Source organism: Paenibacillus sp. JNUCC 34, from assembly GCF_058269055.1.
The window spans coordinates 5,341,730-5,361,255 of record NZ_CM177770.1 but is presented as its reverse complement, the minus strand read 5'-3'; the positions used below and the strand labels follow the sequence as shown (position 1 = coordinate 5,361,255).

The 19,526-nt window shown below is 47.4% G+C and carries 17 protein-coding genes and 1 riboswitch; of the genes, 10 read left to right on the top strand and 7 right to left on the bottom strand.

Annotated features, from left to right (window positions below; genetic code table 11):
• Window positions 1-131 precede the first annotated feature (131 nt).
• The 3 genes from AC2TF5_RS24800 to AC2TF5_RS24790 all read right to left on the bottom strand — a co-directional run bounded on the left by AC2TF5_RS24800 (window position 132) and on the right by AC2TF5_RS24790 (window position 4,416).
• Entirely contained in the window at window positions 132-890 is a 759-nt protein-coding gene (locus AC2TF5_RS24800) for a TspO-related membrane protein (protein WP_491299757.1), read from the bottom strand.
• 127 nt (window positions 891-1,017) lie between these two features.
• Window positions 1,018-2,640 (bottom strand): response regulator, encoded by a 1,623-nt coding sequence (locus tag AC2TF5_RS24795; RefSeq protein ID WP_491299756.1) that lies wholly within the window; start codon window positions 2,638-2,640, stop codon window positions 1,018-1,020.
• Window positions 2,641-4,416, bottom strand: coding sequence for a cache domain-containing sensor histidine kinase (locus AC2TF5_RS24790; protein WP_491299755.1), 1,776 nt, complete (start codon window positions 4,414-4,416; stop codon window positions 2,641-2,643).
• Window positions 4,417-4,564: 148 nt separating this feature from the next.
• Here AC2TF5_RS24790 and AC2TF5_RS24785 point away from each other — a divergent pair, with 148 nt between their 5' ends.
• The 3 genes from AC2TF5_RS24785 to AC2TF5_RS24775 all read left to right on the top strand — a co-directional run bounded on the left by AC2TF5_RS24785 (window position 4,565) and on the right by AC2TF5_RS24775 (window position 7,705).
• Entirely contained in the window at window positions 4,565-5,446 is an 882-nt protein-coding gene (locus AC2TF5_RS24785; protein WP_491299754.1) for a carbohydrate ABC transporter permease, read from the top strand.
• Entirely contained in the window at window positions 5,446-6,282 is an 837-nt protein-coding gene (locus AC2TF5_RS24780; protein WP_491299753.1) for a carbohydrate ABC transporter permease, read from the top strand. The genes AC2TF5_RS24785 and AC2TF5_RS24780 overlap by 1 nt, the downstream gene beginning before the upstream one ends.
• 136 nt (window positions 6,283-6,418) lie before the next feature.
• The gene (locus tag AC2TF5_RS24775; protein WP_491299751.1) at window positions 6,419-7,705 is read left to right on the top strand and encodes an ABC transporter substrate-binding protein; all 1,287 of its coding nucleotides are present in this window, start codon (window positions 6,419-6,421) and stop codon (window positions 7,703-7,705) included.
• 470 nt (window positions 7,706-8,175) lie between these two features.
• Here the strand turns inward: AC2TF5_RS24775 and AC2TF5_RS24770 are convergent, their stop codons facing one another.
• Window positions 8,176-8,385: a PLDc N-terminal domain-containing protein gene (locus AC2TF5_RS24770; RefSeq protein WP_208915961.1), complete on the bottom strand. Its 210-nt coding sequence runs from the start codon at window positions 8,383-8,385 to the stop codon at window positions 8,176-8,178.
• Between the two features lie 188 nt (window positions 8,386-8,573).
• On the opposite strand from AC2TF5_RS24770, the gene AC2TF5_RS24765 reads away from it, so the two are divergent.
• The 3 genes from AC2TF5_RS24765 to AC2TF5_RS24755 all read left to right on the top strand — a co-directional run bounded on the left by AC2TF5_RS24765 (window position 8,574) and on the right by AC2TF5_RS24755 (window position 13,497).
• Window positions 8,574-11,678: a DEAD/DEAH box helicase gene (locus AC2TF5_RS24765; RefSeq protein WP_491299750.1), complete on the top strand. Its 3,105-nt coding sequence runs from the start codon at window positions 8,574-8,576 to the stop codon at window positions 11,676-11,678.
• Between the two features lie 68 nt (window positions 11,679-11,746).
• The gene (locus AC2TF5_RS24760; RefSeq protein WP_491299749.1) at window positions 11,747-12,466 is read left to right on the top strand and encodes a hypothetical protein; all 720 of its coding nucleotides are present in this window, start codon (window positions 11,747-11,749) and stop codon (window positions 12,464-12,466) included.
• Between the two features lie 188 nt (window positions 12,467-12,654).
• Window positions 12,655-13,497, top strand: coding sequence for a M15 family metallopeptidase (locus AC2TF5_RS24755; RefSeq protein ID WP_491299748.1), 843 nt, complete (start codon window positions 12,655-12,657; stop codon window positions 13,495-13,497).
• Window positions 13,498-13,568: 71 nt separating this feature from the next.
• Here the strand turns inward: AC2TF5_RS24755 and AC2TF5_RS24750 are convergent, their stop codons facing one another.
• From AC2TF5_RS24750 to AC2TF5_RS24740, 3 genes are read right to left on the bottom strand one after another with little or no spacing between them, the layout of a single operon-like run.
• Entirely contained in the window at window positions 13,569-14,216 is a 648-nt protein-coding gene (locus AC2TF5_RS24750; RefSeq protein WP_491299747.1) for an ABC-2 transporter permease, read from the bottom strand.
• A complete protein-coding gene (locus tag AC2TF5_RS24745) occupies window positions 14,206-15,072 on the bottom strand; it encodes an ABC transporter ATP-binding protein (protein ID WP_491299746.1) in 867 nt (288 codons plus the stop codon). The genes AC2TF5_RS24750 and AC2TF5_RS24745 overlap by 11 nt, the downstream gene beginning before the upstream one ends.
• A complete protein-coding gene (locus AC2TF5_RS24740) occupies window positions 15,069-15,452 on the bottom strand; it encodes a GntR family transcriptional regulator (protein ID WP_491299745.1) in 384 nt (127 codons plus the stop codon). Before AC2TF5_RS24740 ends, AC2TF5_RS24745 begins: the two co-directional genes overlap by 4 nt.
• A gap of 420 nt (window positions 15,453-15,872) precedes the next feature.
• Between AC2TF5_RS24740 and AC2TF5_RS24735 the strand changes: the two genes are divergently transcribed.
• From AC2TF5_RS24735 to AC2TF5_RS24720, 4 genes are all read left to right on the top strand, one after another.
• Window positions 15,873-16,658: a zinc ribbon domain-containing protein gene (locus AC2TF5_RS24735; RefSeq protein ID WP_491299744.1), complete on the top strand. Its 786-nt coding sequence runs from the start codon at window positions 15,873-15,875 to the stop codon at window positions 16,656-16,658.
• 100 nt (window positions 16,659-16,758) lie between these two features.
• Window positions 16,759-17,577 (top strand): TrmB family transcriptional regulator, encoded by an 819-nt coding sequence (locus AC2TF5_RS24730; RefSeq protein WP_491299743.1) that lies wholly within the window; start codon window positions 16,759-16,761, stop codon window positions 17,575-17,577.
• 240 nt (window positions 17,578-17,817) lie between these two features.
• A complete protein-coding gene (locus tag AC2TF5_RS24725) occupies window positions 17,818-18,123 on the top strand; it encodes a hypothetical protein (RefSeq protein ID WP_491299742.1) in 306 nt (101 codons plus the stop codon).
• 94 nt (window positions 18,124-18,217) lie between these two features.
• Window positions 18,218-19,306 carry a metallophosphoesterase gene (locus AC2TF5_RS24720; protein ID WP_491299741.1) on the top strand — a complete coding sequence of 363 codons (1,089 nt, stop codon included), beginning with the start codon at window positions 18,218-18,220 and terminating at the stop codon, window positions 19,304-19,306.
• Window positions 19,307-19,411: 105 nt separating this feature from the next.
• Window positions 19,412-19,511, top strand: a riboswitch (purine riboswitch).
• Window positions 19,512-19,526: the final 15 nt, after the last annotated feature.

Genomic DNA, 19,526 nt, shown 5'->3' with positions numbered 1-19,526 from the left:
AAAATGATTATCTATCCTTATTGTTGTATTACATGCAACAATCCGTCCCTTGGCGCTATATCACGAAATATGGTTGCACTTTATACAACAATCACTAAATCCTGTTTGATTATATGAGTAGTCATCCAAGGTTAATCCCGTTCTCTATTTCGGGCAAAGAAGAGCCATATCGCGTAAATGAACAGAATGGCAGCCAGAATAAATGAAGAGAGCAAAATCTTATCCACGTCCTTATGCTCGATAGAAATCGCCAAATAAGCCCAGACGAACACCAACGGAAGAATGCTGTCGCGGTAATGACGGCTGATCAGTATAGCTAGGACAGCTCCAATACACAGAAGGGCAATGCTCCAGCCGAGCTCGTTTAATCCTAAAGGGGACCAGCCGTTTTTATGAATGACAATTCCAACGTTGACCACAAAAGCGGCGCATACCCAGCCAAGATAGATGCTAAACGGCAGCTTTACAAATAGCGTTTCTCCGGTTGTCGGATAATGAATGCTGCGTGTTTTGCGGTATATGACCAAGGCCGACAGCACCAACAGCAGCATGATCCCTACCGACCATTCGATGTAGAGGTAATGCCACAGAAAGAGCCAAGCGATATTGAATATACAGCTGAGAATAAACCATATGCCTATATCTTCGACGGAGTCGCGTGTCCCGGTATCTCTGCGCAGCTGATAGAAAATAAACCCGGCTAAAAGTACATAGATCAAGGACCAGATCGTAAACGCGTAACCGGCAGGGGTTATGTAAATATAATACTGTTCTGAAATTTGTTTTGTTGTTTTGCCGCCGAGCGGTAGCGTGTCAGACAGGACATTGATGATGATGACAGCAGCAAAAGCTAATACGTTCCACCAACGAAAAGAGTTGGTTCGGTACATCGTATCTCCTCCTAATACAAGCTTGGATGATTGAAAGATGGATAAACCATGCGCATACACGTTTCTATCGTTATTATTGAATATACCCAATTCATCTAAAATCAAGCCTGTAACCAGATCGAGAAGCTTACTCTGATGCTTTTTCCTTCCGGTAATCATTGGGCGTTTGCCCTTCAAGCTTCTTGAACACTTTGCTGAAATATTTCTCATCCTGATATCCGACCATCTCGGCAATCTGGGCAATCCGCAAATGGGGATTTAACAGCAGCATCTTGGCTTTATCGATCCGGATGTGGCCCAGGAAATCGGAGAGGGTAACGCCGAATTCCTGTCTGAACTTACGGGATATGTATTCTCGGCTCAAAAAGAAGCGGGAGGAAATATCCTGCAATGATATTTCCTCATGATACGAACGCTCCAAATATCGAGCGATATCATGGATGATATGGTTCTCCTTGGAATGCATCTGCGTCATGACCCTCGAAGCGGCCTGTATCCGGCCGGTAATCTGCAGTCTCCATATATCCCAGGAGAGTAGTCCTTCCTCATCCAGTGGAAGTGGGGAAGGGAGGTCCTGTGAAATCTCAACATCCTCCTCAGGCGTTTGTCCATCGCTGACTTCAGGTTCAGTCCAGTAATGCTGGAGCCAATCCCATTCCGAATTCCACCGTGTCAGATACTCGGGAGATAAAGCCCCTCGCTGACGCACTTCGTTCAACCATTGATCAGCTGCGGATTCAATCTGTTCTTTGCTGCCGCTTAGTGCAGCCAGCCGGAATTTCTCCTCATAGGAGGCAAGTCTTAATGTTCTGGCACCGCTGCTTTCAACACAGCAGCCGCTGTGAATACGGAGACTTTTATCCAATAAATTACGGCACCACAGTGCTTGTTCAGCATCTTGATAGGCCCTCGGAAGTTCTTCAGGGAACTTCGCCCTATTTCCGGTGCCGAAATGGACGTGGCGGTGAAGCGTGGCATAAATTCCGTCATTAATCTGGCTAAGGATCGACGATAAGGGAACGACCGTATCCCAGCATAGAATGATGATTGTACCCGGTTTATCCATATGCCGGAAAGCTGCGCCCTTAAGCTTCAACAACTCATTGCAAATGTTGATCAGAGTAAAGGCAAGCAGATCACGCCGATTACGAAACTTAGACAGCAGCTCCTTGTCGAAGTGCATATCACTGATCACGGCCACGGAGCAGGCGTTGACATGAATCGCGAGTGAATTCCGATCTCTAAGTTGCTGGACCAGCTGATATTTGTTTCCTCTACCAGTGATGAGGTCTGTCCAGAGCCGGTCCATAAAAAGAGGTTTCATTTGATTCATTTCAATTTCCTGGATCCTGCTCAGACGACGCTTTTCCTCATCTCGGTGCCAGGCAGTGGCTGCCTCTTTCAGCGCCTCGTTCAAAGCGGCGGGATCCACAGGTTTGAGAATATAATCCATACCGCCGTGGCGGATCGTATGGCGAACATATTCGAAGTCGTCATAGCCGCTGATGACGATCACTTTAACATCAGGCATATCGGTATACAGCCAGGTCAGCAATTCAGCACCGTTCTTCCGTGGCATACGCATATCGGTCATGACAATCTGGGGCGAATGCTCACGGATTAATTCCACAGCTTCTTCACCGTCAGCGGCTTGGAGTACTTCTGTGATACCGTGTTTTTTCCAATCCGCTAACAGTTGAATGGCTTCTCTGACATGCTTTTCATCATCAACAATTATTGCTTTCATCATTTATTTCACTCCCCATGCGTTGATTTCCAAAGTGACTGCAACGCCGTGCGGCTCCACATTCTCGATAGAGAGCAGCGCGGAATTGTCGGAATACAAATTAAGTCTCATCAGCACGTTGTTCAGTCCTATAGAATAGCCGTTATTTATTTCCTCTTGTCCGGCGGCATGTTGGAGCAGATTCTGGAGCTTTAACAGCTCGTCTGTATCGATAGAAGTTCCTGTGTTTTCTATCCTGATGATTAATCGATGTTCTTCCGTAACCTTCGCGGATACCGACAGGCGTCCAGTATCCGAACGGTTGTCCATGCCATGCTTGAAATAATTTTCAACGATAGGCTGCAAGATCATCTTGGGAACGGGAGCGCTCAGGGTATCCGGATCAATATCCCATACGACTTCGAGCTGGTCACCAAATCTCTCCTTTTGCAGTTCAAGGTATAACTCAAGGTGGTTCAATTCATCTCTCAGTGTAACCATGGCCTCACTGTTGCGCATGTTATACCTCATGATGTTGGCGAGAGAAGAGAGCAGCGAATAGATTCGCGGAACGTTATTTTGCAGGGCCAATGTGCCGATCGATTGCAATGAATTGTACAAAAAATGAGGATCGATTTGAGCTTGAAGCGCCTTGAGCTGGTTCGTTTTATTGGCGAGCTCGAGTCTGTATTCCTTAAGAATCAGGTTGTTGATAGTATCCATCATTTGACGGAAACGGCGGGCCAATGCACCAATCTCATCAGGTCTCTTCACATCAATCTCGACGTCCAGTCGACCGGTCTGTACCTGATTCATATAGCTTGCAAGTTGTTTAATTGGTTGTGTAATACGTATTGAAATCCACAGTGTCCCGAAAATGACGGTTAGGAGTGCCAGCAAGGCAATGATCAGATTGATACTCGTCAGTTCCATTGAATTTTTGTACAAGGATTGATGCGGAATTTGCTTCACCAACGTCCAGGGAGCAAAGGTCACGTCCAGTTTTTCATAAATGCTCATCGCGTTGCTGCCATCAAAATACCCGCTCTCTTTGTCTGACATCTCATCCATCAAAGCTTGATCTTTTAACGTTGTCCCAACCTCATCGGGATTTTCACTGTATATCACAAGGCCTGTATCATCAATCAAGTAGAATTGTTCCTCTCCTGCAGCATAGAGCTGTTCACAGATTTCCGTTATACTGTCCAGTTTCACATCGATGGCCATCAAGGCTAGTTGTTTGCTAGACGGTATATTGGTAATCGAACGATAGAACGTAAATACCGGTAGACTAGCGAGATCAGCCGGCCGGTAAGAGAAGCCGTAACTGTGGCTCATATGAACAGGTTCAATAGCGGTGTCGCCATTACCGAACTGCTCCAGTCGACGGAACGGTTCTGTGCGGAACTCCCGGCGGGGAACGCTGCTCGTGATTTGAGTCGATTGGCCGGACAGATTGTTGTGCATGTAAATTTGGTGAATATCCGAATTCGTGTTTAAGATGGATTGGAGCGTGGTATACAATTCCGCTACCACCCGATAGTTGTCCGGACTCAGTGCCAGATTGAGAAGGAAGTGATTGTCGGAGTATACGGACAGAGAAGCCCGGTTGATGTTGTTCAAATAGTTGGTCAGGTTTGTTTTTCCTTGATAAATCAACCGCACGTTTTCATTCACAGTCTGTTCCTTGACGGACTCCCGGGTGTGCACCCATGTGATCATTAGCGATAGAAGCAGTGGAATGGTTGTTATAGCGAGCATGAACTGAATAAGACGGGTACGGATACTACGGACTTTCATAGGGTCACCTCAGACTTTCATGTAGGACAAATGATCAGGTCAATATTTTACTCCTATCGGTTCATGATCTTCTGTGTTTATTGTCTTTCTGGTATCGCATAATTGCATTACATATTACAAAAACGAAAAAGAAAAGGGGGAGATCAAGATGGAACGTAAAAAAGCATCAGGTTGGATTCAACAGCTCATTTTCGTGGGCCCCTCCACATTTTTTTTCATCCTTATCATGATCATTCCATTCCTGCTCGGTTTATATTACTCTTTTACGAATTGGAACGGGGTATCCGAACAGGTTGAGTGGGTCGGCTTCGACAACTTTATTACGATTTTTACGAATGATCCGAAGTTCCGAGACGCCTTCTGGTTTACAACCCGTTTTACTGTGCTGGGCGTTATCTTTACGAATCTGCTTGGGTTTTTCCTGGCGTACTTGCTTACGAAGCCTTTGAAGACACGTAATGTGCTACGGACCATCTTTTTTATGCCGAACGTGATCGGCGGTTTGCTTCTCGGTTTCATCTGGCAGTTCATATTTGTGAAAGGGTTTTCAGCTATCGGCAATATGACCGACATTCCCTTCTTCACACTCCCATGGCTCGGTACAAAGGGAACGGCTTTCTGGGCGATTGTCATTGTGTTCGTGTGGCAGACAGCCGGTTATCTTATGGTTATCTACATCTCATCGCTCAACAACGTGCCGAAGGATATTTTGGAAGCCGCCGAGATCGACGGCGCAAGCCGCGGCCAAGTGCTCCGGTCTATCATTTTACCGCTCGTTATGCCAGCTGTCACGGTTTGTTTGTTCCTAGCTATTTCCTGGTCCTTCAAAATGTTTGACCTGAACTTGTCCCTAACGAAGGGCGGACCGTTCGGTTCCACCGAATCGGTTGCTATGAATATTTACAATGAAGCCTTTACGAACAATCGTCTTGGACTTGGTACCGCCAAAGCAGTTATCTTCTTCTTGGTAGTAGCCATTATTACAAGTTTGCAGGTTCGATTCACGAAAAGCAAGGAGGTCGAAGCCTGATGGACGCGATCAAAAAATACCGTGCTGGCACCTTATTTACTGAAATTATGATGATTCTGATCGGTTTGATCTTTCTGGTTCCGTTCTACTTCCTGTTCGTGAACTCGGTTAAATCGTTCGGCGAGCTGCTCACGGATTCCGCAGGGTTACCAACGGTTTTTGAATGGACCAACTATTCTCGAGCCTGGACTATTACGAAATTCCCGTCTGCACTCTGGAACTCGCTCGTTGTTACGGTTATCAGCAATTTGCTTCTTGCTCTATTCAGCGCCATGACAGCCTATCAGATGGTACGCCGCGATACCGGGTTTAACCGGCTGCTCTTCGCAATGTTTGTAGCGGCGATGGTTATTCCTTTCCAATCCATTATGATTCCACTAGTGAAAGTGACGTCAACGATTGGGCTCAGCAACAGCTTGTATGGACTCATTATTTGTTATCTTGGATTTGGTGTACCGCTGAGTGTGTTCCTGTTCCATGGCTTTACAAAATCAATTCCACTCGAAATCGAAGAAGCGGCAACAGTGGATGGGTCAAGTCCTTACGGGGTGTTCTTCCGGGTTGTATTCCCGCTTATGAAGCCGATGTTTGTGACGGTTATCATTCTGAACACGCTCTGGATCTGGAATGACTATCTGCTTCCATCCCTGATCCTGACATCCGCCGAGCTGCGGACCATTCCGATTGCAACCTTTGCTTTCTTTGGACAGTATACAAAACAATGGGATCTGGCCCTACCGGCCCTTGTGCTCGGAATTACGCCAGTTATCATATTTTTCCTTGCAATGCAGAAATATATCATTGAAGGAATCACTGCAGGTGCGGTTAAAGGGTAACTTCAGGACTGGTCAATTCCATCCCCCTTTTATATCAATATCGTACCTGATGTTATAAAAAAAGGTTCATTATACTAAGGGAGTAAGCGTTATCATTATTCTTCAATTGAGTAAACACAAAAGGGAGGATTCATCAATGAAGAAATACAGTAAGCTCGCGCTAGTGATGGTATTGGCATTTTCAACTCTTCTGGCAGGCTGCGGCGGTGCCAAGGAAGATAACAAAGAGGCTGATAGTGGCCAAGGCGGAACCAAGACGCTGAAAATTTTCCAATTTAAAGTGGAAATTGCTGAAGCTATGAACAAAATGAAGGAAGAATACGAGAAAGAGCATCCAGGCATCAAGCTGGACATTCAGACCGTCGGTGGCGGTTCGGACTACGGCGCTGCATTGAAAGCAAAATTTGCCTCCGGTGATCAGCCTGACGTCTTTAATGTCGCCGGCTACAGAGATCTGGATACCTGGTTTGAGAAGCTTGAAGATTTGTCGGACCAGCCATGGGTAAGTGACGTTGTGGATGTTGCGAAGGAGCCTATGACGAAGGACGGCAAGCTTTATGGTCAGCCAATGGCAATCGAAGGTTATGGATTTATTTATAACAAAGACCTGTTTGCCAAGGCAGGGATTACAGAGCTTCCTAAAACGTTGACCGAGTTGGAAGCAGCAGCTCAGGAGTTACAAGCAGCCGGAATTACACCGTTTGTGAACGGATATCAGGAAACATGGATTTTGGCCAACCACCTGCTTAACATCGGGTTTGCCCATCAGAAGGATCCCAATGCACTTGTAGCAGGTCTGAACGAAGGCAAAGAGAAAATGGTCGGCAATGCAGTGCTTGACGAGTGGACTAACCTGTTTGACTTAACATTGAAATATGGACAGAAGAATCCGCTGACAACCGACTACAATACCGAAATTACGACATTTGCAAGTGGTGAAGCTGCTATGACGCAAAACGGTAACTGGACACAGGTTCAGATTGACGGCATCAACCCGGACTTGAATATCGGTTTCCTGCCGATGCCAATTAACGACAATGCAGAGCAGAACGATAAACTTCCAATCGGCGTACCTAACAACTGGGTTGTCAACAAGGACTCTAAGATGAAGGATGAAGCAAAGGAATTCTTGAACTGGCTTGTAACTTCTGAAACAGGTAAGAAATATATCACTGAAGACTTTAAATTCATTCCGGCTTTCAAATCCATTGAAGCGAATACGGAGCTGCTTGGTGATCTGGGATCCGATGTTATGAAATACAGCCAGGAAGGTAAAGCTCTTAGCTGGGAATTTAACAAATTCCCTGATGGCGGTATGAACGAATTCGGCAGCCAAATGCAGGGGTATGTCGCAGGCAATGTGGACAAAACTCAATTGTTCGAGGCGTTGGAACAGTCTTGGGCTAGTTTGAAAACGAAGTAAGAGGTAAGAATTAAGAAGTAAGAAAAAGTCTACGCAATTAGTGTAACAGCGTATGTAAATACGGGTATCCCGTCATATGTTAAAAGAGGTGCCCAGCTTGCCGTAACGGCAGTGGACACCTTTTTTTGTGCAAATATAGCTCAAATTCAAAATCAGTGTTTGACTTTGACTTCATCGTACCGATGTAGAAATGGCGATGGTATGCCATAAGCATACCTACATCGAGCACTATAAGACTTTTTATTGACCTGGACAATAAGCAGGTTTTAGAGCTGCGGACACAGGAGACGCTATTTGGGGTGATTTTACACATTTTGAATGCTAACGGACACAGATGACGCTATTGTAGGTGCAAATATCTTGTTTCACGCATTTATAATCTCATATTTTCCGAAGAAACGCTCTTCATCCTAATGTAGGATGCTGAAGGTGTTTCTCCTTGGGTAACTGACTATTGAAGGCTCATTCTGTTAATAATCACGTATCAGGAGATACACAATGACGCCGACGACGGGAAAGAACAAGAGGCCCAGAACCACGAGCAGGGCATATTCAGAACTTCTGCCTCTGCGTCTGGCGTCACGGAAGCCCCAGACACAGATGGCGATATGAAGGATGAAGAACATAAAGGGAATAAGTAACGCGAAGATTCCAAAAATACTAATAAAACCGATAGCCATGTAAACCAACCTCCCCGAAACACGTTATAATAGATATTTACGGAATAAAAACTAAAAAGTGTCAGATAAATGAAAAGATAATGAATATGTAGGATGTCTCATGAACAGGATATCGTTTTGAAATTAGTCCGCTATCGTTTAAGATAAGAATAATATCTGTAAAGCAGGAAAAAAGACAGGAGACAACCATGAATCAACCGCTGTATGGCGTATGGCTAGGAGACGCTTTCTTTTGTTTCTCCGGTGAAGTATCGGAACCCAAAGTGGACGCATGGAGTAGGGTCATAAGAAAGGTTCAGCTTGATGACGGAATCCGTCCATTTGCGCATGCCTCGCTCCGGTTGGCAGAAATGAGATACCCTGCTCAATCGGCAGTGGTGAAGAGTGCGAGACGTACGGAACGCAAGACACTGGGCGGGCGAACGATGGAAGGTTTGGCCCTGACCCCGGGAGATGCGTTCACGATGCTGCTGTCTCTGGATACTGGGTTTTATCAGAACCAGGGTCTTAAACTGGGAGAAGAAATGGAATACTGGTCAACGGCAGCCAGGTTTGCGCTGGAGCTGCAGCTCCGCGGCCGGATTGCGCCGGGAACCGCCGAGGTTCCTTCGGCCGGGCGGCGACGAAGCGCCACCATGCACATGGTCAAAGCGGTGTGGAAGCCTCAGTTTACAGGGGAAGACGCGGAGCGATTTTTGCAGTTGGCGGCTAATATACCACCGATATGTATGGGCGTTCCTGCGGCACTGGCAGGAAGTGAACCGGCGACTCGGGAAGAAGCGGGGGCTATTGTTCTCTATTCGTTCCTCTGTTCGATGATCGATGCCGAGGCAAGGGAAGCTGTGAGGGGCATTGAAGGGAAACTTTCTTCTTACTTGCGGGATTACCGCCGAGGACGTTCACCGCTGACAGAGCTGTGGTGGAACAGTTTACTTACCGTAAGCCGTGAAATTGCTGTGCAGGGAGCTGCGGAGGAAGTCAATGATTTAACCCGTGAAGTCGAGTCTGCCGGACACACAGTCCTCCCCTATACAGAGGGCGAAGATCTGCCTCCGGAGAATGGAAATATTCGGCTTGGCCTCCGGCTGGAGCCACCGCTAGAGGAGGAGCAGAAGGATTGGCGTTTATCCTTATGGGCCGGAGGCCGGGAGGATGAAGGATTGTGGCTGTCGGCGCACAGTATATGGAGCAGCAGAGACCAGGATCTTCTGGTCCGCGGACGTACATATACATCGATTCAGGAACAGCTGCTTCTAGCGATTGGGGGGGCGGCTGATCAATCTGCTGAGCTGGCAGAAGGCTTGAGGGGACCTGCTCCGGAAGTTGTAGTTCTGCCGCTGGAGAAGCTCTCATCTTTCATGAGGGAATCCGTGCCTAGGCTAACACGTACCGGTGTGACGGTTCAAATGCCATCCAAGTGGAGCCGGGAAGGAAGACGCCGGGTTGGTTTGTCGCTAAAAATGATGCAGGACACGTCTCCAAACGGCGGCGTAGACAACCACTCGCCTATTCTCGGCATGGAGCATCTTGTATCATTTGAGGTATCGGCTGCCGTTGGTGGACAGCAGCTTTCCCGGGAAGAGCTGGCGGCATTGGCGGAGGCCAATATGCCATATGTACAGTTCCGGGGCGAGTGGATTGAGGTAGATCTGAAGGAGATCAATCAGGTGCTCCGCTTCATGAAGCGGCATGAACAGGGTGAAATGGAGCTGTCCGAATGGATGCATCTTACGGCCGAAATGGACGGAGAGCGCATGTGGAAGGGGCTCTTTATTGAAGAAGTGGAGACGACTGGGCTGTTGTCGGCACTGCTGGACGGGGAAAAGGAGCGCAGGCTTCCCAGTCGCCAGATTCCGTCTTCGCTTCATGGTCAGCTGAGACCCTATCAGGAGCGAGGTTACCAGTGGCTGAGTGTTATGCGTGATCTGGGTTTTGGTGTTTGTCTCGCTGATGATATGGGTCTGGGTAAGACGGTTCAGGTCATTACATGTTTGTTAGACCGGAGAAGAGTAGGGCATAGTGGTCCTGTTCTGATCGTCTGTCCAACCTCATTGCTTGGAAACTGGCAGAGGGAATTGCAGCGCTTCGCACCCGATCTTTCCCTTTATATCCATCATGGTGTCCACCGGCTAAGGGGTGAGTCGTTTCAGCAAGAAGCACTTCAGTATGATATCGTGTTGACCACGTATCACCTGGCTGGACGCGATGGCGGGGATTTATCGTCTGTTAGCTGGTCCAGCGTTGTGCTGGATGAGGCTCAATATATTAAAAATTATCGAACCAAACAGGCGCAAAGCGTGATGAAGTTATCTGCACCACACCGGATCGCCATGACGGGTACCCCGGTGGAGAATCGGCTGGGAGAGTTATGGTCAATCTTCCACTTTTTGAATCCGGGCTATTTGGGTTCGTTTAATGCCTTCCGCCAGCGTTACGCTCTTGGAGAAGGTCAGGATGAAAGACTTCATGAGCTGCACCGGCTGGTGTCGCCGTTCATGCTTCGCCGACTCAAGAGCGATCCGGACATCCGTAAGGATCTGCCGGAGAAGCTGGAGATTAAATCTTACTGTCCATTGACAGAGGTCCAGGGGGCTATGTATCAGGCTGTTGTAGATGAAATGCTAGGACAGATCGAGAATCGTACGGGTATGGCTCGTAAGGGATTAGTGCTGTCCTCCCTGACCAAGCTGAAGCAGATTTGTGACCATCCACAGCTGCTGCGGGGAGAGGACGGCCGTACGCCAAAGATGGAGTCCTCAGGCAAAATGCAGCGGATGATCGAAATACTCGACAGTATAACAGATGTGGAGGAATCGGCACTCATCTTTACACAGTATGTTGGTATGGGGGAGCTGCTGGTGAAGTTCTTGACCAAGCGCTATGGCAAGGAGCCTGCGTTCCTGCATGGCGGAGTGCCTAAAAAAGAACGGGATGATATGGTTCGTGCTTTTCAGGAAGGCGAAGGCGCAAGCTTCTTCGTGCTCTCCTTGAAAGCGGGTGGAGTCGGCCTGAACCTGACGCGTGCGAATCATGTGCTTCATTATGACCGTTGGTGGAATCCGGCGGTGGAGAACCAGGCAACAGACCGGGTGTTTCGGATCGGTCAGCATAAGAACGTTCAGGTTCATAAGCTGATCAGTCAGGGAACGCTGGAAGAGCGGATCGATGAGTTGATTGAGCAGAAAAAGGCTCTATCCGAGCAGGTGGTTGGATCGGGTGAGACGTGGCTGACAGAAATGTCCGATGGAGAGCTGCGTCAGCTCATTGAACTGCAGGGACAGGACTGGATGTGACGTGTAGGGCTTTCGTTCTTGGAGTAACTGCATGAGATACGACTGCGGAAGGGATGGTGGACGCCGCGATGGTGACGCCGGAGGAACAGGAAAAGATAACGCTGGAGTTTACGCCGGGGCTGCTGTGCGGAACGATAGCTAGCGAGCCGGCAGCAAGGGTCAGCATCCCGGTTCACATGCTTGAGCCCGCCGCCAAGGACGGCGTGCTGCGCCGCCTAAGCGGCGACCCACAGGCGCTGTACCGCCTGCTGCAGGGCCGTCCAGTCCCATGGCTGGACGAGTGGACCCCTTCATCCATACCGGATGAAGGATCGGCCGCGCGCTGCACCTGCGGGCGCGCAGCCTGCGAACATGCCGCAGCCGTGCTGGAGGCCGCACGGGCGCGGCTTGCGGCGGAGCCGCTCCAGCGGCTAGCGCTGCTGGGCCTGCCGCGGGAAGCGCTGCTGGCCGGCGTCTTCGGCGCCTGGGCCGAGGCAGCCCCGCCTGCGGCGCGCGGCTCCGCCGGGGAAGCGGCCACCCAGCCGAAGGAGAAGGCCCTATCGGGCCCTTCTCCGGGCGAGTGGTTGGCCGAGGCTGCGGCCGAGGGCCGGCTGCACCGCCCCGGGCCGCTGCTGCAGGAGGTGGAGGTACGGCTTGCACCGCCTCCTCCACCGGACCAGCTCGGACCGGCCGGGGATTGGGCCGGCCTGCTGCCGCAGGTGCGCGGCGCATCGAAGGCGCTGGGGCTTGTTGTCCGCGAGGCGGCCAAAAACGCCGAGCGCCGGCGCCGCGGTCTGAAGAACAAGTAGACGCGAATGCAGTCGAATCGCGATTATTTACATACCGCGTGAAACGCCGAAAAAACGACTTGTTTGCCGCAACTTCGGCTCTAATGCCGGGAAACTGTCATTTTCTGTCGTTACCGGATTTGTCCCTCCAAAATGGATAGGGTACAATGGACATCTAGGAGACAGAGGACGAAAGGAAGAGGCGGACAATGAGCAAAGATAGAGGGAAAAGAGTACGGCAGATAAGCCTGATGCTGTCTTCTCTAATGCTTGCCGGAGTAATGCTGGCCGGTTGTCAATCCGAAGGATCCGGTGAGAAGCAGGAACAAGACCTGAAAGCGCAGGCCGGCGGACAGCAGGAAGGTACACTGCCGGATAACGGTGGACAAGCTGACCCGGTGATGACGAAACGCAGCGAGAATTCTCTTCAAGCCACAGCACGTGAGGAGAACGGGAAGCAGGTCGTGACGAACGAAGATTCGGTTACGGTAATTGTCAACAAGGAGCGAAGCTTGCCGGATGGTTATGAGCCGAGTGATCTGGTGGAACCGAATGTGCCATTTTCTTTCGATGAACCGCATGAAAAGCGGAATATGAGAAAAGAAGCGGCAGAGGCGCTGGAGAAGCTATTCGCAGCGGCTGATGCCGAGGGGATCGAGTTGAGAGCCGTATCCGGATACCGTTCCTTTACGCGGCAAAAGTCGGTATATGAGAGCCATGTGGCTACCAAGGGTGAAGAGGAAGCGTCCCGTATCAGTGCGGTTCCGGGCACGAGTGAGCATCAGACGGGACTTACCATTGACGTGTCTAGCCCAAGCGCAGGCAATGCGCTAGAGCAATCCTTTGGACAGACGAAGGAAGGCATATGGCTGGCGGAGAATGCACCGGAGTACGGTTTTATTATTCGCTATCTGGAAGGCCAAGAAGGAATCACCGGATATGTGTATGAGCCTTGGCATATTCGTTACGTCGGGGAAGACCTTGCTCCTGATATTGCCGAGAGTGGTTTGACACTTGAAGAATACTTTGACGAAACCAATATCAAGTTGTAAGCATACAGCATGAATAGCACAAAACCCGAAGCCGAAAGCGGCCCCGGGTTTTGTTTCTGTTTGAAACATAATTATAGATCCTTTTTCGCATATATCTTTAGAGATATAACCATTGAAATAAAACCAATGACTAGCGACATGAAGAAAGGGATCCACGCCTGAATAGTTTGTGAAAATGGAAATGTTACTGTAAAACTAATATGACTTGATTGAAGCCAATTTATTAGAGTAGGAAAAACAAAAGGTGTTAAAAAGATAATAAAAAACGAAATAAGTTTTGTTTTGTCATAGCCAAATTTAAATTGAACAGGAATTAGTACCCCAAATACTATGCTAAAAATTAAAAATGTTATTCCAAGTGCAGTGATGTTTAATTTTTCTATGCCCGATGGCACGACAACTGATGTAATAAAACGGATAATGGCACTACTAATGAAAATAACAAAAATAAAGAGATATTTGGCTTTTACAAATGTATTTCGTGTATATGGAGTCGCACAAAGATAAGCGGCCCCCTTGTACTTATCCTCAGATTTGGATACGGTACTGAACATAATATGCTCCAATAAGAGTACTGTTAAGAGAAAGCTGACAAGACCACCGTCGCTAATTCCTATTTGTGAAGAAATATAAACAGGAGCGATAGCAGCAAAAGCGATCAGGACTAACAAATACTTTTTGACTAGCATTAAATCTTTTATCACAAGGTTAATTAACATCGTTATTCCCTCCGATATAAGCAAGCATAATATCCTCTATCGTTGGTCTTTCCATTAATATATCAGGCATGAGACGGCGTATATCTTCTTTTTTATGGGTAATCCCCTCAAATCCGTACGGTGATTGATGCAAAGTTAAAAAAAGGGATTTTGATTGCTCATTAATGAGTTGATTATCGCCTTTTACTAATGCATGTGTATCCAGTAACTCATCTTTCTCCTCATTAATTAAGATCCTGCCATCATCAATTAAGATAATCATGTCGGCAATTTTATCCAAGTCAGAGGTAATATGAGTAGAAAAAAAGACACTTTTTCCTGGCTCCTTCATAAAGTCAAGGAGAATATCCATCAATTCACTCCGTACTAATGGATCTAAACCACTTGTTGGCTCATCCATAATTAATAGATCTGCATGATGAGAGAGCGCTAAAGCGACCGCATACTTCATTCGCATACCTTTTGATAAAGTGGAAATTTTCTGGTCTAATTTTAAATTAAACCGTTTTATGTAAGCTGAAAAAATAGCTTCGTCCCATTTAGAATAGCAAGGGGCAATCACATTTTTCATTTCTTTCAATGTTAACTCTTCATAGAAATATCCGTCATCTAATACAATACCGATCTTGTTTTTCGCATTCCTTTCATTATCATCCATATCCTTACCAAAAAAATTAATTTTTCCAGAATCCTTCAAAATGAGGCCTAAAATTGTTTTGATTGTGGTGGTTTTCCCAGAACCATTAATACCGATAAAACCCGTAATGCAGTCTTTATTTAGTGAAAAAGCAACATCTTTTAAAGAAAAACTATCATAAGTTTTATTTAGATTCTTTACTTCTAAAACAGGGGTCATTTTTCATTTTCCTCCTCTAAAATTAAATCCAGCATTGAATGAAGATCATCTGTAGTAACTCCTAAACTTCGGGCCATTTGACAGACTTCTGCTAGTTTGGCTTCCACCATGTGGAGCTTGGATTCCATTAACATCTCTAAGTTTTCAGATGCCACATAGGATCCTTTACCAACTCTGGTTATAATAAATCCTTCGGCTTCCAATTCGGCATAGGCTCTTTTCGTGGTTAAGACACTCACATGCAGGTCATTGGCCAATGAACGGATTGAGGGTAGCTGTGCACCCTCTTTTAATTCATTATTGAAAATGGAAGTTTTAATATGATCTTTTATCTGCTGATATAAAGGCTGATCTGATACATTACTTAAGATTATTTTCATTAAACAACCTCTTCTTATTAACTGTTATGTTACGAGATATACAACATACACACCATGCACAGTTGGTATTATAAGTTATGATAATCGAAATATCAAGTGATTATGATACAGAGACTACCTGAATGCAAAATTGAGGTTAAGCGCAATAGGTCCCGGGGGCGATAAATCAGAGACTGAAGAATGGTAGTGGCTTCCTTTTCCATCAGGCTAGTAAATTTGGTATGATAGAGTCACCTTCCACGTTATCGAGAATGGGAAGGTCCTGCATGGAAGTCACTACAATAACATAGGATGTTGAGTGAGCAATCGTTACAGCCGGTTTTCGGCTGACTAAAATCGTTAAAACAAAGAAGGAACGATTCGCGAAAATAAACCGGATAACCGGAACAACTCGCATGTGGAAATGAGGAGGAGACACGGATGAATATTTTGCAAAGGCTGAAAGATGGGGCAAACAAAGCGACCGAAAAAGCCCAGCATGTTGTTGAAATCAACAAACTGAACAGCCAAATTTCTGACATTGAGCAACGAAAATCTTCATATTATATGGAAATGGGAAAAGTGTTCTATGAAGGCTACCGCTCAAAGGATATGTCCCTTGCTGAGAAGGAAATGGTAGATTTGGCTAAGTCGTGCGACAGTCTGCAAGAGCAGATCGACGAACTGCGCAACCGGATTGCAATTTTGAAAAATGAACGGCTTTGCCAATGTGGCCGTACCGTCACCCTCGACGCGAACTTCTGTCCGTATTGTGGCAGCAAGTTGGGGGATCTGACGGCGAAGACGGAGCAATGGAGCGAGCCGAAGGAGAAGGAGATACACTCGGAGCGTAAAGTGCTATATTCCGAAGAGATTACAGTTACAGAAGAGGACATGGAGCCTTATATTTACCGTCCGGAGCCTGAGAGTGTTGCGGTGGAAGCTGAAGAGCAGCAGCCCGTATTTGAGGAGGAAGATGAGGAACTCCGCCGAATTGAGGAGGAGGTTCACGAGAAGGAGCGTCGTCATCTGGAAGAACTGGAGCGTGAGCGTGAACGTCAGTTAGAGCTGGACCGGCGCATCCGTTTCTGGCAGGAGAACAATCAGAGCCAGGAGAACCTGCCTAAAGATGGGGAGTTACGGGATTCGGTGAAATGCCAGATCTGCAGTACAGACCTGCCGAAGGGCTCCAAATGGTGCCCGCGGTGCGGTGCTGAACAAATTTAGCAGCATCGCAGCAGAACATCAACATCTCATATAGGATTGCGCGAGGATCGAGGGACAAGTGAACGATGGTTCGTTCAGGCAGCTTTGGGAGGACAGGAGAATGGAACAGTTACTGAATCATTTGCGCAACTTGGGATTTACAGAGATTGAATCAAAAATTATGGTTGACCTTGCCGAACACGGACCGGCTGGAGGATATGAGGTCGCGAAGCGTCTGGGCGCTTCACGCTCCAATGTGTATGCTGCCATGCAGCGGCTGGAGCGTCAAGGTGCGCTGCAGCGGGGAACCGGGGAGCCGGTTCGCTACAAGACATTGAAGCCGGAGGAGCTAACCCGGATGATATCGGGCAGGGTGGAAGCTTCACTCGCCTTTGTGGAGAAAAGTCTGCCGAGACAAGATGGAAATGAGGCTCCTTTTCTGAGTGTGGAGGGCGATAAGGCAGTGCTTGAGCAAGTTACACGTAAACTGGCGCAGGCTGAAACTGAAATTGTGGTTGACGTGTGGCGGGAAGAAGCAACACTGCTGCGTGAGGAGCTTGAGGCTGCAGAGAACCGGGGCGTCCGAGTGCTCTGGGCCTGCGATGGCCCCGATAACGGTCTCGCTCGTACATTGGCTTGGACCGGCTGGAAGGGAATTGAGGAGCGTAAACAGGGCGGTCGCAAATTCTCTTTTGTTATCGATAGGGAATGGTGTATGCTCGGCATGCGTGGAGGAGAAATGGAAACCCAAGCTGTCGTTACCGCACATCCAGTTATGGCGGAGCTGCTGCTGCACCATTTTTCACAGGAAATGGTTCTGTTCGAGCTTGAGCAGGATATGGGTCGGCAGCTGGAGGACACATACGGCCCGCATTACGGCCGCATCCAAAGCAAGTACATTACCTCGGAAGGTGATACCGCAGAAGAACCCTGCGAGTGAAGGGGAAGAGGTCGTGTAATAAACAGGCTTTATTTGATTCTTTATGAAGTTAACTTTATTATTACTTTAAGTAGAAAAAATAGATATACTGGACAGACTAGCAGTGGGATGGCGCCGGGAGACTATCCCGGCTTTTACTGTTTAAAAAAAGTGTTTCCCGAAAATACATACATGAAGGCTGTCCCGAATGAATTGCACAGCAGATCTGCGGGATATGCCACTGGAGAGGAGATATTGGGAATGGAATGTATCGTTCACTTTACAGTCATGAATGAGGAGGGCCCCAAAAAACTTCGGGGACTGATCTTTGTAGATAAAGGAAAGCTGCCCGATAGCAGTCAGATCCTGGAGATGTTTCACGATATGGAGTATAAGGTGGCCCAGGATACCAATGACGAGCTGGTATTCAGGCCGGTAGACGCGGGTGTGAAGTACAAATACATCCGGGTCAACGAGCTTGATATGGGGAAGGACAAGTATACGGATGATCGCAATCTCAAATCGATTGTAAACAGTCTGCTGCCGAAAGGGCCGACCGGTTTATAGTTTAGGGTAGAGAAACAAGCGATTCTCCTTCCGTTACATGGGCTGGGATATGCAAAATCCTCTTGATATAATGGATGCACGGAAGGGGATGGCGATGTTTATTGTTATAGGGATTGTAACACTCTTGATTTACGGTTTGCTGGTATATTATATCGGCCGGAGCATATGGAAGTGGATGAGTCCGGGGTCTTCCAGACTACTTAAAATTTTGTACATCGTGGTGCTGACTGTCGTATCGACATCTTTCATTTCTGGGCGCATCACTATACTGAATATTATTGGATCCTACTGGATGGCTATATTTTACGTGTTGATCATCCTTCTCCCACTGATGCATGTTAGTCTCTGGCTGCTACGATTGACGTCATTGCGCCGACATTACATGGAGAGAATCGCAGGATATGCCGTGCTGGTGCTGATGCTAGCTTTGATAGGGTATGGAACTTTTAACGCTTATAGTCCGACAGTCCGGTCATATGACATCAACATAGCCAAGGGAGCTGGCTCACTGGAACAGTTGGATATCGTGATGGCTTCCGACATGCATTTTGGTTTGCTCTCAGGTAAAGATCATGCAGAGCGAATGGTGAAGGAAATCAATGCCTTGAAGCCTGATATTGTATTATTTCCTGGTGATATTATTGATGATGATATGGCTGCCTATTTACGTCAGGGGATTGATGAAATATTAACCGGAGTTCAGGCACCATATGGCGTGTATGCATCTCTTGGCAATCATGACCGTTTTGAAGGGGAAATTACGGAGTTGATCAGCGTTCTTGAGAATAGTGGAATGACCGTACTTTATGATGAGACGTTAACTGTGGATGATCTTACTTTGGTAGGTAGACAGGACAAGCAGGATAAAAACAGAGCCGAGCTATCCTCTATCATGCAAGGTGCCGATTTGACCAAACCGGTCATTCTGCTGGATCATCAACCGAATGCGCTGGATGAGGCAGAGCAGCAGGGTGTTGATCTGGTCGTTTCCGGGCACACCCATCGCGGACAGGTGTTTCCTGCGCATTTGATCACGCAAGCTTTATTTGAGAACGATTGGGGATATTTGCAAAAGGGGAATCTCCATTCCGTTGTTTCCTCAGGGTACGGATTCTGGGGACCTCCGATTCGACTAGGCTCACGTTCCGAGATTGTACAGATTCATGTTACTTTTCATGAGTAATGTTCAATGAATACAGCCACCTGAGGGTGGCTATTAAATTTCCGAAAATTTTCACTTTATTTTTTCATAGAGAATGAGGTATACTTCATTCATTCACGAAATGTAAATTTCATAGTGTACGTTTCTCGTATATGTGTAGGAATTGGCCTGCACGTCTCTACCCGATCACCGGAATGATTGGACTACGGGATGACAACAATTCGTTGATTTGCCCAGATCA